We start from the raw sequence: 14,039 nt of genomic DNA, 5'->3' as shown, positions 1-14,039 counted from the left end.
CGACGTAAACTCTGAATATTGGTCGTTAGTCGGTTGTTCGAATGGCGTTTTTAGGTTGTATACATCTTCTGTACTAACGTTTTGCCGCAATAGCCATAATTATGCTTTCGAATCAGCCTATTGGCTCTATTTGTTCGGCTTAAAAATCTTCCTTTAGAGTATTGTTTCGTGGCATCGATCCCGTTAGGTTTGTCGTCTCACAACGGTTGGTAACGTGTCACAAGGAACGTGTATGACTGAAGAGAATATTGGGGCTCTGATTGAAGGGGCTTACGACGCCGCGATTGATGGATGTTGGTACGAATGGCTGGAGCAGTTACGGCTGCAAATGGGGGCATGCGGTGGCTTTTTGGCACATATGTGGGGCACAACTACACTGCCAATAGCCTGCGGTGACGATATCCACCGCAACCATCTTGAACGTTATCTTTCAGTTCGCAACAACGACCCGTGGTACCAAACCGCCAGTAACCAGCATAACCGCTTGGTATCGGTGGATGAACAGCTGAGCCAACAGCGCATTCAAAGTAATATTGAAGGACTTTGGTTGAATTTGCAGAGTCATTTTCATATTGGCAGCGTACTTTCCAACACCTCAGGCGAGAGCATTTTAACGTTGCATCGGCGCCCACAGCTGGGGGATTTTAGCCCCGAGCAGTTGGAGTCGCTATCTCTGCTGATTGAACACCTTCGCAGTGCTTTGGCGTTAACGCAGTTGCTGTTTGAACAGGTAGAACAGCGCTTACAACAACAAGGGCTGCTTAATGCCGCAATCCCGCAAGCGGTGGTACGAGCCAATGGCATCCCCGCTTATATGAACCATGCGATGAAATCTTACCTAAGCCAAGCTACTAATATTGTACTGCGCCAAGGGCGGATGGAAACCGCAGAGCCGATGGTGAATCGGCTTATCCAGCAAGCACAGTTGCGAGCTTGCGACGAACGTCGGCGTGAAAGCCGCTTGCCGCTTGATGGTTTGCAACTGATGCTTTCTCCGCTCGATGAGACGGTGCTAGCTAATGCTGCATTGTGGCAAATACAACCTCATAATTAATGGTAAACACCACTAACTGTTGTTCTCTTCAATAGTGTTAAAGCACGGGCTAAATAAAGGCTGTGTACCAATTAAGTGTTGTTCTTTCTAATACAGTTAAAGCACCGGCTAGGCGAGTTTTGGTACAAGGGGAAAGCACTACCGCCGTTGATCTTCTGCCGCATTGGAGCAGTCCAGCGAAGCGTTTTGGACTGCGACCTAAGGCAAAGGGGGATTCCAAAGGGGGGGGCGAAGCTCCCCCCCCCCCTAATGCATACAACAATGTGCCGTCGCCACCGCGACATAACCCCTTAAGAGTACTGTAATCGGTAGAGCCGAAGGCTTGATATAAACCTCAACTGCTAACTGTGACACAGCCTAGATAAATAGTAGATACAAAGAATAAAACACTGCTACCTTTGAGCTTTGCTTGCATTGGAGCAGGCTAGTGAAGCGCTTGGGCGGCGACCTAAGGCAAAAAGGGGGGACCAAAGATGCGAAGCTCCTCTTTGGCGGCCGTCGCCACCGTAACGTAACCCCAGTAAAGCACCTTAGTTAAAGCTGGCGTACGTTTAATGGAATCAGTAATTAGCTAATTCTTGTGATAACTGTTGAAAAATAAAATGCTGTCCCCATCTCTGTTGAGACACATTATTTTGCGTATGTTTTTCAGGAGAAACCCATGTCCGTGCAGCAAGAAACCCACGGTTTTCAGACAGAAGTTGCCCAGCTACTGAAGCTAGTAACCCACTCACTGTATTCCAATAAAGAGATCTTCCTGCGTGAGCTGGTATCCAACGCCGCTGATGCAGCGGATAAATTGCGTTACAAGGCGCTGTCTAATGCCGATCTTTACCAAGGTGACGGTGAGTTACGTGTGCGTTTGTCAGTAGACAAAGACGCGGGCACTCTGACCATCTCTGATAACGGCATCGGCATGACCAAAGATGACGTGATCAACCATTTGGGTACCATCGCAAAATCCGGCACTGCTGAGTTTTTCTCACACCTGTCCGGTGACGCAGCTAAAGATTCACAGCTGATTGGGCAATTCGGTGTTGGTTTCTACTCAGCCTTTATTGTGGCTGACAAGGTAACTGTAAACACCCGAGCTGCCGGTGAAGCTCAAGCGGTCCAGTGGGAGTCTAATGGCGAAGGTCAATTCACTACTGCTGAGATTGAAAAAGCTGGCCGAGGTACCGACATCATTCTTCACCTTAACGAAGATGAGCAAGAGTACCTCGATGATTACCGCCTAAAAGCGATCGTATCTAAATACTCCGATCATATCTCCATTCCAGTAGAGATGTGGCAAGAGGGCGAAGCAGAGCGTGAACAAGAGGGTGAAACCATCCCCGCGACCGAAGGTAAGTGGGAATCGGTTAACAAGGCAACTGCGCTGTGGACTCAGTCTAAATCTGACATCAGCGATGAGCAGTACCAAGAATTCTATAAGCACGTTTCGCATGATTGGGAAGACGCGCTGAGCTGGTCGCATAATAAGGTCGAAGGTAAGCAGGAGTACACCTCGTTGTTGTACATCCCAGCTAAGGCTCCATTCGACATGTGGAACCGCGACAACAAGCATGGCTTGAAGCTGTACGTGCAGCGTGTATTCATCATGGATGAAGCAGAGCAGTTTTTGCCGCAGTATCTTCGTTTCGTGAAGGGCCTGATCGACTCTAACGATCTGCCACTGAACGTATCCCGTGAGCTGTTGCAAGACAACAAAGTAACCCAATCACTGCGTACTGCACTGACCAAGCGTGTACTGGGGATGCTGGATAAGCTGGCGAAAGACGAAGACAAGTACAACACCTTCTGGAGCCAGTTTGGTAATGCTCTGAAAGAGGGACCAGCGGAAGATATGGCTAATAAAGAGAAGATCGCCAAGCTGTTACGCTTTGCTTCTACTCATAACGATTCCTCTGCCGAGACTGTGGGCTTAACTCAGTACATCGAACGCATGAAGGAAGGCCAAGACAAGATCTACTACATCGTAGCAGACAGCTACAATGCCGCTAAGAACAGCCCACATCTTGAGTTGTTGAAGAAGAAGGGAATCGAAACACTGCTACTGTCTGAGCGTATCGACGAGTGGTTGGTGTCGCACCTGACGGAGTTCGATGGCAAACAACTGGTATCGGTAACCAAAGGTGATCTTGGTCTGGATGATCTGTCCGACGAAGAGAAAGCTGAGCAAGACAAGCAGGCGGAAGAGAATAAGCCACTGTTGGAGCGTTTCCAAACCACCTTGGGCGCCAAGGTAAAAGAGGTGAAGATCTCCCAACGTTTGACTGACTCTCCTGCTTGTATTGTTGCCGGCGAGCATGACATGTCGTCGCAGATGGTGAAGATGATGGAAGCGATGGGGCAAGAAGCTCCAGAGCAAACTCCGGTGTTTGAACTGAACCTCGAACATCCGTTGGTGCAGAAGTTGGCGGACGAACAGGACGAAGCACGCTTCGACCAGTGGGCTAATCTGTTGTTGTCACAAGCAACCCTAGCGGAACGCGGTAGCTTGAAAGACCCATCCGAGTTTGTCGCTCAGCTGAACACCTTGTTGTTGGACTTAAGTAAGTAATTCAGCCTTTTTAGCCCCGCCACCGTGCGGGGCTTTGTTTATCAGAGCCAAGATATGTCAGATAACATTTTTAACGCCAACGCCCAGAACATTCAGCAGTTAGTGGAAGCTTCGAAATCTCGTCCAGTGGTAATGAACTTCCACTCTGCGCAGGTTCCTGAATGTGCCGAGATCACCAACGCCCTGCAAGCGCAGGCGCAAATATACCCAACTCATCTGGTGCTGGCCAATGTCGATTGTGATACCCAGATGGAGTTGGCGCAGTATTTCCGTATTCAAGGTTTGCCAACGGTGTTGGTGCTGAGCAATGGCCAACCGGTTGATGGCTTTGCCGGGCCGCAACCGGCAATTGCTGTAGAAACCATGCTAGCTAAACACTTGCCTGCAGAATGGCAGTTAAAGCTTGAGCAGGCGTTACCATTGCTCGATGCGGGGGAGTTTGATCAAGCAGTACTGTTGCTGCGTGAAGCGCTGGCGGCAGAGCAAAACGGTGCCACCTTGCTGAGCTTGGCGCAGGCGCTGCTCGGCTTGAAAAAAACTGAAGAAGCCGAAACTTTATTGGCCTTGGTCAAGTTGGAAGATCAAGACAGCCGCTACACTGGGTTGATGTCGCAGTTGTCGTTGTTGAAAGAGTCAGCCGATACCCCTGAGATCCGTAATTTGCAGCAACAGTTAGCCGCTGAACCAGACAACCACAGCTTGATTGTGGAGCTTGGCAAGGCACTGCATCAAGCGGGTCGAAATGAGGAAGCGTTGGCGCAACTGTTTGATGTTTTGCGCATGCGTTTAGATGCCGCTGACGGCGATATGCGTAAAACCTTTTTAGATATCGTTAACGCGTTGGGTAGCGCCGATCCGGTGGCCAGTAGCTATCGTCGCAAATTCTATGGTTTATTGTATTAAAATTGATGCAATTGATGGATCTATGACCAAAGTGTGATGGCTTTGGTCTTCACTATTACGGTCGCCTGTGACAAGATCCGCGCGTCAAACAATTCATACAGTCGAGAGGACAGAGCATGCGCATTATTTTGCTGGGTGCACCGGGTGCCGGTAAAGGTACACAAGCACAATTCATCATGGAGAAATACGGTATTCCGCAGATCTCTACTGGTGACATGCTGCGCGCTGCGATTAAAGCAGGTACCGCGCTGGGTCTAGAAGCGAAGAAGCTGATGGACGCTGGGCAACTGGTTCCAGATGAAGTAATCATCGGTTTGGTTAAAGAGCGTATTGCTCAAGAAGATTGCAAAGGCGGCTTCTTATTAGATGGCTTCCCACGCACTATTCCTCAGGCTGACGCCATGACCGAAAACGGCATCAAAGTTGATCACGTTATCGAATTCGACGTGCCAGACGAAGAGATCGTTAAGCGCATGAGCGGTCGTCGAGTACACCCTGGTTCAGGCCGCGTGTATCACGTTGTATTTAACCCGCCAAAGGTTGAAGGTAAAGACGACGTGACCGGTGACGAACTGCAGATCCGAGCGGATGACGAAGAGTCTACCGTTCGTAAACGTTTAGGCGTTTACCATGACCAGACTGCGCCACTTATCGCCTACTACAGCGATGCAGCTGCGCAAGGTGCAAACCAATACCATAAGATGGACGGTACTCAGCAAGTTGCTGCAGTATCAACCCAAATTGGTGAACTGTTAGGCTAAAGCCAACAGCAATACTGGTTGAAATCAAAAGCTCGCTTCGGCGGGCTTTTTTGTTATTTGAACTGGTGCTAGTCTTGTCGCAGTTTCTCGAATGGAAGTGTTGAAAAGAATGACAAAGCCTAGCTATGGTGTGCTGCTGGTAAATCTCGGCACTCCCTGTAAACCGACGCCAGAATGCGTACGTTGTTTTCTAAAAGATTTTTTAGGCGACCCGCGAGTAGTGGATCTGCCCCGCTGGCAATGGAAGCCAATTTTGCACGGCATCATCTTGAATACTCGACCGAAGCGAGTCGCTAAGGCGTATCAATCGATATGGAGTGAGCAGGGCTCACCGCTGAAAGTGATAAGCATGGCGCAGCGCGATGCCCTAGCCGCCAAGCTGAAACAACAAACTGGCACTGATATCCCAGTACAACTGGGCATGACCTACTGTAAACCAGGCATGGCTGAAGGCTTAGACAAGCTGAAGCAAGCAGGGGTTGATAAAGTGGTTATTTTGCCGTTGTTCCCGCAATACTCCTGCTCAACCACCGGTGCGGTGGTTGATGGCTTAGCGAAGATTTTTGCTAAGCAACGGGCGTTGCCAGAGTATCGACTGATCCGCGATTATCACCTAGAACCAAGCTACATCGATGCGCTTAAAACTAGCGTTGAAAGCCACTGGGCTGAGCATGGTCGAGGCCAAAAGCTATTGATGTCATTCCACGGTGTGCCAGAACGATACATCACTGAAGGCGATCTCTACCGTGACCACTGTGAGGCGACCGCTAAGGCACTCGCTAGCGCATTAGGGCTATCTGCAGAACAATGGCTGCTGTGTTTCCAATCTCGGTTTGGCAAGGAGCCATGGTTACAACCCTATACCGATGAAACCCTTGAAGCATTGCCGAAGCAGGGCACCACCAAAATCGACATTATCTCTCCAGCGTTTTCCGTGGATTGCTTGGAAACGTTAGAAGAGTTAGCGATTGAAGGTAAAAAAGAGTTTCTCGATGCTGGCGGTGAGTCCTATAACTTTGTGCCTTGCCTTAACGACAATAGCGATCATATTGAGATGATGGCGCAACTCGTTACCCTCAATGCCGGTAATTGGAACGGCAGTTAGCCCGCTTTACTAACCATTGCTCTTAATTAAAACGCCACTATTTCAGTGGCGTTTTTGCTTGCCTGCCCTGTTGTTTGGCAACAGGCAATTATTTTTGGTGGTAGCTGCTGGTTTTTAGAGGTCGGTCATGGTTATGGGCTTAATGGGGTGCGAATGGTAGTCGTTAATGCTTAAAGTCGTTGTTCGCCAAATTAAGCTAATAACTCGATCAATATTGGCGCATTTCTCTTTTAAGGACATGAAAGATGACTGCAACACAAGACAGCTCAAATACCTTGCTTGCCCGCCGTAACTTTTTGAAATCATCCACTGGTGCCGCTTTGGCTTCGGTAGGGGCGTTGGCATTTAGTGGTTCTGTACAGGCTAAATCGCATAAACCCCACAAACCGCATAAACCGTCAAAACCAAACGAAAAATATTGGAAGCAGATTGCTAAAGAGTTCGTTTTAGATAAACGTACCACTTACATGAATGTCGGCTCTACCGGTTCAATGCCTCGTGATGTGTTGGAAACCTTCACTGACAACAATTTGATTGTTGCTAAACACCCGTACGATATGTTGGATATGTTTGGCCCTTGGCCGCACATGGAAGCTATGGTTGAAACCGTTGCTGGTGGTTTTGGTGCTGAGACTCACGAAATTGTATTAAGCCGTAACACTACCGACGGCATGTGCAGTGTTATTCACGGTTTGCAGTTTGAAGCTGGTGATGTGGTGCTTACTACTCACCATGAGCACATTGCCGCACTGTCACCATTGCACGTTATTGCTCAGCGTTATGATGTTGAAGTGGTTGAGTTGGATATCCCAGTGTACAACGGCCGTAACGAGATAACTGAAGATCAATTTGTTCAGCTATTTGCTGATGCCGTAGCTGAGTATGGTGACCGCGTTAAGTTAATCACCTTCTCTCATATTACTTACAAGACAGGTACGACCTTACCAGCGAAGCGTATTTGTAACGAGGTTGCGGTACCAAACCAGATCCCAACCTTGGTTGATGGCGCCCACGGCATTGGCATGTTAGATCTGGATTTCCACGACATGGATTGTGACTTCTATGTTGGTGCTGGCCATAAATGGCAGTGTGGCCCGGGAGCGACTGGCATTCTGTATGTTCGCGATAACTGCAGTCGTATCAGCGAATATTGGCCAGAGCGTGCTAATCCGTTCTCCTACATCAACTCTTCACTCGCGCACTACGGTATGAATGCTGCTGATACTATGCAGTATGTTGGTAACGATCACTATCCAGCAAAACAGGCGCTGGTTGACTCCTGTGTGATGTGGGATGAGATAGGCCGTGACGTGATTGAGGAGCGGGTTCTGCATCTGAGTACCCTTTGTAAGAGTGAGTTAGAGCAGAGCTTCCCAGATGCATACATCTACTCACCAAAGCAGCTTGAGCTAAGCAGTGGTTTAACCACCGTTAACCCGTTTAACGATCAAGCTGATGGCGATACGCTCAAATTGTTTAGAGATCGCTTGCGCGAAGAGTACGGCTATATTGTTCGCACAACGGACTTCTATTTCGCTAAGGCGGATAACGTTAAAACTTACGCACTGCGGATTTCCACCCATTTATTCCATAGTGAAGATGATGTTCGTGGCTTAGTGAGAGCAATGCGAGAATTATTTGACGAAATGAGCTAAAGGCAGAGTTTGTCTGTGAGATGCCACCGCAGCCGGTGGCATCTCTTATTGTCACTGTTCCCCAGAGAACACTGAGTTCCGGTTTGCGTAATAAATTTTTGCGACATAGAGCACGGCAATAAAATCCCTTTGAATCAAACTCATAAAATAATAAAAAAGTTTCTATGACAGTGTTTTGTTCGCACATACACTAACGGCACCAACGTAACTATTGGCAACAAAATTAGATAACTATTCAGCCAATACAGCTCTACGACATAGCCATAAAGGCAATGTTATTTACATATTGATGACATAATGAAAACTATATTTACCCATCACTATTTGGTACGTTTTTTGGTCGGCGTGTTGTTTATGGGCACTATTAATACCCACGCGCGCGATCTTGATGAGATTATCGAAGCTGGACAGTTGCGACATATCGGCATTCCATATGCCAATTTTGTTTCATATTACGATGATGACTCACAACAAATATTAGAAGGCCTTGATGTGGAGCTTATGAAAGGCTTTGCGGCACATCTTGGTATCGATTATCACTATGTTAACGCTACCTGGCAGAACGCTTTTGGCAAACTAACGGGACAAGAGGCGTTGTTTGTTGGCGGTAAACTGTCACGGGGGGCCAATGTGGTGATTGAAGGAGACGTTATCGCCAATGGCCTAACTGTTCTCGACTGGCGCTACGGTGTGTTGGATTATTCCGATTCCTATTTCCCTTCGGCAGTGTGGTTGGTGGCGCGAGCCGACTCCGATCTACAACCGGTGCAACCGTCGGGTTCAATCGTGACTGACGTAAGCGCAGTAAAAGCATTACTGCAAAACAAAGACGTATTGGCTATGCGTCAGTCATGTCTAGACCCTGATCTGTATGACCTTGATGCAACCGGTGCCAACGTTATCTTGCCGGTTAAACAGCGCAAACTGAACGAGATGGTACCGGCGATTATGAATAATGATGCTGAAACCACCTTGTTAGACGTTGCAGATACCTTAGTTGCCTTAGAAAAGTGGCCGGGAGAGATCAAGGTCGTGGGGCCAATCTCATTGGAGCAAGAGATGGCGATGGGATTTCGTAAAAATTCACCTAAATTGCGCCATGCCTTCAATCAATATCTAGCCAAGATCAGAGCTGATGGCAGTTTTCATCAACTGGTAAAGAAACATTACCCCTCAGTGTTTTATTTCTATAGTGACTACTTTCTTAAGAACGGCGCCAGTTAATTTAGGTAATGAGCATCTTTAATTTCAGAAAAAATCAGATTGCGATTACGTCGGCCGGTATATTATTGATCGCCTATCTATTGATCCTGCTTGGGCTTACCCATATCGGACAAAATCGATTGAAGGAAGCGCAGTTGAATGAGTTGCACCTAAAGGTGAACAACTACAGTCGTAATTTGTACGGCAACTACATGGTCAATAAGGAGGAACTTGCCCATCTCGCTGCCGATAAAAGTGTGCAGAGCTTCTTTGCTAACCGGGCCTCGGGTATGTCGATGGAGTATGGGTTGGGGGCGAGCCTATTCAATGTTGACCTACTTTTTAGCAAAACGTTAGCGGATAAACGTGTCGGTGATGCCTGCAAATATAAGCGACTGCAGTTGGTATCGTTTGATCAGCAGGTCATTATTGATAGCCATCCAAGTCAACCCTCAGATCTGAGTTACATCCCTTTTGCTAAGCTGTTATACGGCAAAGAAGGCCACAAATTGTATTCGGTTCAGAAGGGCCTTGGGGCGGAACTGCGTTTGGTCCAAAAGGTTTATCACTTTGATAAAGCGGTAGCGTTGTTGATAGCCGATATTAACAATGAGGTAATTATTCAAGGGCTAGCGGCTCAGGAGCATGAAAACTACGGCAGTTTCCTCGCCTTGCAGACGGGTAGCGGTCGTGTCGTTGGCTGGAACTCGTTCGTTAAGCAGTTCGCTGAAAACGCCGCTAGCAATGTGAGCATCAGTAGCAAAGTTGGTGATACTGATTACTCAATTATTGGGATATTTGAACCTATATCTCAACATGATCTGTTTACTTCATCGTGGTTTATCGCTGCAATTTCATTGCTGGCCTTTCCGGTTTTAGGTGGCTTTTTCTATCTGATCAAAATCAATAACTCCAACATTGTTCTGCGAACTGAGATCGACTTGTCCGAGCGGCAGCAGCATGAATTAGCGGTACGCAACAACCAACTTTCGGTAGAAGTAGCACGACGTGTTGAGTCGGAGCAACAGCTGGTCTATCAAGCCAATCACGATGCGATGACAGGTTTAGCGAACCGAACCTGTGCACAAGAGTTACTGCAACAGCTGATTAATCAATGGGATGCGAGTAAAAATTCCATCATGGTGATATTGGTGGACATCGATCATTTCAAACAGATCAATGACTCTAAAGGGCACTTCATTGGCGATGAGGTACTCAAGCAAACCAGCGAACGTCTGCAAGGGTTGATGCGTAAAGAAGAAACCGTAGCCCGTTTTGGTGGTGATGAGTTTGTGATTATCTCTCCTTGTATAGAGAGTAGGGATGTCGCTGGGGCGTGCGCTAGCGAGATCCTGTCAGTATTTGAACAACCATTTGTTGTGGACGGAACAGAATTTTTCGTCACCGCGAGCATCGGCATTGCCAGTTACCCCTGCAATGGCCATACCGCAGAAACCGTGGTTCAACATGCCGACTCAGCGTTGCATCAGGTTAAAGATAGTGGCCGTAATGGTTACCGTTTCTTTGATAGCAGCATGAGCCATGGAGTTCAGCGAAAGCTGTTAATGGATAGCCGCTTACGCAAAGCACTTAACAACAATGAGCTGGAACTTCATTACCAACCCATAGTTGAACTGGCAAGCGGTAAGATCATTGCAGTAGAGGCCTTGATGCGCTGGCATGACGCTGAGCTAGGTTTCGTTTCACCAACGGAGTTTATTCCGTTGGCTGAACGTACCGGAGTGATTAACCAACTGGGTGAACAAGCTCTCCGACAAGCATGTATTAACGCTCAGGCATGGCAATCGATTGCGCCAATCAGCGTTGCGGTTAATTTCTCTAGTGTCCAATTTCGTCAATGCGAACCACTGCTGATGAAGATTGAGCGAATCCTAAGTAGTACTGGCTTAGACCCAAAACGATTGGATATTGAAGTGACTGAAAGCTTGCTTATCAGTGAAAGCGGCGAGCTGCGGCAGACACTGCAACAACTGCAAGCGTTGGGGCCACAACTATCGATTGATGACTTTGGTACCGGTTATTCGGCGCTTAGTTATCTGCAGCGTTTCTCCTTCAATAAGCTCAAAATTGACCGCTCGTTTTTACAACATATGGAACACAATGAGCCAGATCAGGCGCTGGTTAAAGCGATTCTGGCTATGGCCGCGGCACTGGATCTTAAAGTCGTTGCTGAAGGTATTGAAGCGCAGTGGCAAGCGGATTTTCTTACCAAACATCAGTGCCAATTCGGACAAGGTTACCTCTATAGCAAACCATTGCCAGCAGAAGAGTTTGAGGCACTATTGCGGCAACAAACTCCACTTTAGGCTAAGCCGCACCAACCAATGTTGATTTACAACGCCACCTCATTTTTGCGGTGGCGTTGTTGCGTTATGACATTTGCTAACAGATTAGTCGTAGCCAAAAGTTGCCTTTATTCATCGTTATGGTGATGCTGGTCACTACTGTACTTTGCATTAAATCAAAGAGTTAAGGATCACGGATGAAACCTTGGATTGCCCTTATCGCTATGGCAGTAGCTGCCAACAGCCATGCGAACCCCAACTTAAATGAGCAAACTGACGGCAACGCTGCCAGCATTGAAGCCATGACTCCGCTGACGCTCACTGATGTATTCGCATTGGAATACGCAGCTGAGCCGCAAATCAGTCCTGATGGTAGGCAGGTCGTCTATGAGCGCCGCAGTTATGATGTGATGAGCGATGCCAGCCGCAGCAATCTATGGCAGCTCAATATCGATGGTTCAGCTCATCAACCGCTGCTCAGTGGGGCAGTACAATATCGACAGCCTCGCTTTAGTCCCGATGGTGAGCGGCTCGCCTATTTGTCGTCTGTTGAGGGCTCGACTCAACTTTACGTGCGTTGGCTGACAAGTGGCAATACCGCCCGTATTGCCGATCTAACCGCGAGTCCCAGCAGCTTGAGCTGGTCGCCGGATGGACACTGGCTCGCATTTTCGATGTTTACTCCTGCCAAACCAAGCCGTTTAGCGATAGATATGCCTCAACCCCCTAAAGGGGCTGATTGGGCTGACTCGGCTACTTATATTGATTCGGTCCGTTACCGCAGTGATGGCGGCGGCTATCACAAATCGGGGCAACGACAGATCTATATAGTGCCTAGTGACGGCGGGACACCGACTCAACTTACCAGTGGAGATTACCCTCATGGGGGCGGACTGGTATGGTCAGCAGATAGCAGCCAGATCATCTTTGCCGGTGATCGTCATAGCGACTGGCAGATGCGGTCACGGCAAGGTGACATCTTCACCGTCGATATTACGACCAAAAAAATCAGCGCGCTAACGAACCATAGTGGTGTCGAGTCGAGCCCGGCCTTAAGCCCAAATGGTAAGTTAGTCGCATACTTACAGCTGCCTGACAGCAACATGAGCCATGTTAATCCCACGGTTTTCGTTATGAACGTTGACGGAAGTGATAAGCGCGAACTAACCCCAACGTTGGATCGCCCCATCAATAAGATCCAGTGGAGTGATAATGGTAAATCGATCTATTTGAGCTTTGTTGATCATGGTACAACCAAGGTGGCACTGGTAACGTTGAAAGGGAAACTGACCACGCTGGATGTCGAGCTTGGGGGGCAGTCACTTGGGCGGCCATACGCCAGTGGAGATTTTACCGCCGCTGATGGCAAAGTGGTTTTTACTGGGGCCGATAGCCATAGCCCAGCAGATTTAAGTGTTGTGAATACACGAGGGAAAATCAAGCAGTTAACTCAGTTGAATCAAGATCTGTGGCGCCAGCGCAGCGTTGCACCGGTGCAATCACTGGAGCTCAAATCCAGTGTCGATGGCCGCGCAATTGACGCTTGGGTTGCATTGCCACCGAACTTTGATGCAACCAAACGTTATCCACTGATTTTAGAGATCCACGGTGGCCCCCACGCGGCGTATGGTGCTAACTTCTCAATGGAGGTGCAGCTAATGGCGGCACAAGGTTATGTGGTGGTGTGGGCTAATCCTCGTGGCAGTTCATCTTATGGCAGTGAGTTTGCCAATCTTATTCATCACAACTATCCGTCTGAGGATTACAACGATCTGATGGACGTTGTTGATGTGGTGCAAGCCAAGGGCTATATCGATGAGGAGCAGTTGTTCGTCACCGGTGGTTCTGGCGGTGGCACCCTGACGGCATGGATTGTTGGCAAGACCGATCGTTTTAGAGCGGCAGTGGTGGCAAAACCGGTGATTAACTGGATGAGTTTTACCCTCACTGCCGATATGTACCCTTATTTTTCTCAGTATTGGATGTCTGCTAAGCCGTGGACCATTGCCGATCACCTTTGGCAACACTCGCCATTATCGTTGGTGGGTAACGTTACTACACCAACGATGCTGTTAACTGGCGAGGTCGATTATCGCACCCCAATTAGTGAAACCGAGCAATACTATCAAGCCTTGCAGTTAAACCATGTTGATACTGCAATGGTGCGCATTCCCGGCGCCAGTCATGGTATTACGGCTCGGCCGAGCAACCTGATGCAAAAGGTCGCTTACATCTTGGCGTGGTTTGATAAGTACTCTGAGCAATGATGGCCAAATGTGTAGCTCAGCAGAGCTAAATTTGACATAACAAAACACCCAGTACATTGCTGTACTGGGTGTTTTGGTTTGGCTGTGTCACAGTTAACTGTTGAAGTTTATATCAAGCCTTCGGCTTCACCGATTACGGTGCTTTTGGGGAGGATGTCGCGGTGGCGATGGCACATTCTTGTATGCATTAGGGGGAGCTCCGCTCCCTTTGAAAGCCCCCTT

General features: G+C 48.2%; 9 protein-coding genes. All 9 read left to right on the top strand.

Annotated elements, in window-relative coordinates; genetic code table 11:
• Nucleotides 1–232: 232 nt before the first annotated feature.
• The 9 genes from HER31_RS09825 to HER31_RS09785 all read left to right on the top strand — a co-directional run bounded on the left by HER31_RS09825 (nucleotide 233) and on the right by HER31_RS09785 (nucleotide 13,817).
• Nucleotides 233–1,054 carry a hypothetical protein gene (locus tag HER31_RS09825; RefSeq protein ID WP_168660409.1) on the top strand — a complete coding sequence of 274 codons (822 nt, stop codon included), beginning with the start codon at nucleotides 233–235 and terminating at the stop codon, nucleotides 1,052–1,054.
• 661 nt (nucleotides 1,055–1,715) lie between these two features.
• On the top strand, nucleotides 1,716–3,617 hold the full coding sequence (htpG, locus tag HER31_RS09820; RefSeq protein WP_168660408.1) for a molecular chaperone HtpG: 1,902 nt from the start codon (nucleotides 1,716–1,718) through the stop codon (nucleotides 3,615–3,617).
• A 54-nt stretch (nucleotides 3,618–3,671) separates the two neighbouring features.
• Nucleotides 3,672–4,520 (top strand): tetratricopeptide repeat protein, encoded by an 849-nt coding sequence (locus HER31_RS09815; protein WP_168660407.1) that lies wholly within the window; start codon nucleotides 3,672–3,674, stop codon nucleotides 4,518–4,520.
• Between the two features lie 116 nt (nucleotides 4,521–4,636).
• Nucleotides 4,637–5,281: an adenylate kinase gene (adk, locus tag HER31_RS09810; protein WP_168660406.1), complete on the top strand. Its 645-nt coding sequence runs from the start codon at nucleotides 4,637–4,639 to the stop codon at nucleotides 5,279–5,281.
• 109 nt (nucleotides 5,282–5,390) lie between these two features.
• Complete coding sequence (hemH, locus tag HER31_RS09805; protein ID WP_168660405.1) at nucleotides 5,391–6,386, top strand: ferrochelatase; 996 nt, start codon at nucleotides 5,391–5,393, stop codon at nucleotides 6,384–6,386.
• 245 nt (nucleotides 6,387–6,631) lie between these two features.
• The gene (locus tag HER31_RS09800) at nucleotides 6,632–8,041 is read left to right on the top strand and encodes an aminotransferase class V-fold PLP-dependent enzyme (RefSeq protein WP_168660404.1); all 1,410 of its coding nucleotides are present in this window, start codon (nucleotides 6,632–6,634) and stop codon (nucleotides 8,039–8,041) included.
• Nucleotides 8,042–8,338: 297 nt separating this feature from the next.
• Nucleotides 8,339–9,265, top strand: a complete 927-nt coding sequence (locus tag HER31_RS09795) for a transporter substrate-binding domain-containing protein (protein ID WP_168660403.1) — start codon at nucleotides 8,339–8,341, stop codon at nucleotides 9,263–9,265.
• A gap of 8 nt (nucleotides 9,266–9,273) precedes the next feature.
• Nucleotides 9,274–11,571: a putative bifunctional diguanylate cyclase/phosphodiesterase gene (locus HER31_RS09790; protein WP_168660402.1), complete on the top strand. Its 2,298-nt coding sequence runs from the start codon at nucleotides 9,274–9,276 to the stop codon at nucleotides 11,569–11,571.
• A 176-nt stretch (nucleotides 11,572–11,747) separates the two neighbouring features.
• Nucleotides 11,748–13,817 carry a S9 family peptidase gene (locus HER31_RS09785; RefSeq protein ID WP_238786801.1) on the top strand — a complete coding sequence of 690 codons (2,070 nt, stop codon included), beginning with the start codon at nucleotides 11,748–11,750 and terminating at the stop codon, nucleotides 13,815–13,817.
• The last annotated feature ends 222 nt before the right edge of the window (nucleotides 13,818–14,039 follow it).

It is taken from the genome of Ferrimonas lipolytica, from assembly GCF_012295575.1.
GTDB lineage: Bacteria > Pseudomonadota > Gammaproteobacteria > Enterobacterales > Shewanellaceae > Ferrimonas > Ferrimonas lipolytica.
The sequence above is the reverse complement of the archived record's forward strand: the minus strand, read 5'-3'. Positions and strand labels throughout refer to the sequence as shown.

What these genes read in the sequence shown, in the direction of transcription:
- HER31_RS09825 (WP_168660409.1), top strand. Translation starts at nt 233, where the DNA reads ATGACTGAAGAGAATATTGGGGCTCTGATTGAAGGGGCTTACGACGCC.
- HER31_RS09795 (WP_168660403.1), top strand. Translation starts at nt 8,339, where the DNA reads ATGAAAACTATATTTACCCATCACTATTTGGTACGTTTTTTGGTCGGC.
- hemH (WP_168660405.1), top strand. Translation starts at nt 5,391, where the DNA reads ATGACAAAGCCTAGCTATGGTGTGCTGCTGGTAAATCTCGGCACTCCC.
- adk (WP_168660406.1), top strand. Translation starts at nt 4,637, where the DNA reads ATGCGCATTATTTTGCTGGGTGCACCGGGTGCCGGTAAAGGTACACAA.
- htpG (WP_168660408.1), top strand. Translation starts at nt 1,716, where the DNA reads ATGTCCGTGCAGCAAGAAACCCACGGTTTTCAGACAGAAGTTGCCCAG.
- HER31_RS09785 (WP_238786801.1), top strand. Translation starts at nt 11,748, where the DNA reads ATGAAACCTTGGATTGCCCTTATCGCTATGGCAGTAGCTGCCAACAGC.
- HER31_RS09815 (WP_168660407.1), top strand. Translation starts at nt 3,672, where the DNA reads ATGTCAGATAACATTTTTAACGCCAACGCCCAGAACATTCAGCAGTTA.
- HER31_RS09800 (WP_168660404.1), top strand. Translation starts at nt 6,632, where the DNA reads ATGACTGCAACACAAGACAGCTCAAATACCTTGCTTGCCCGCCGTAAC.
- HER31_RS09790 (WP_168660402.1), top strand. Translation starts at nt 9,274, where the DNA reads ATGAGCATCTTTAATTTCAGAAAAAATCAGATTGCGATTACGTCGGCC.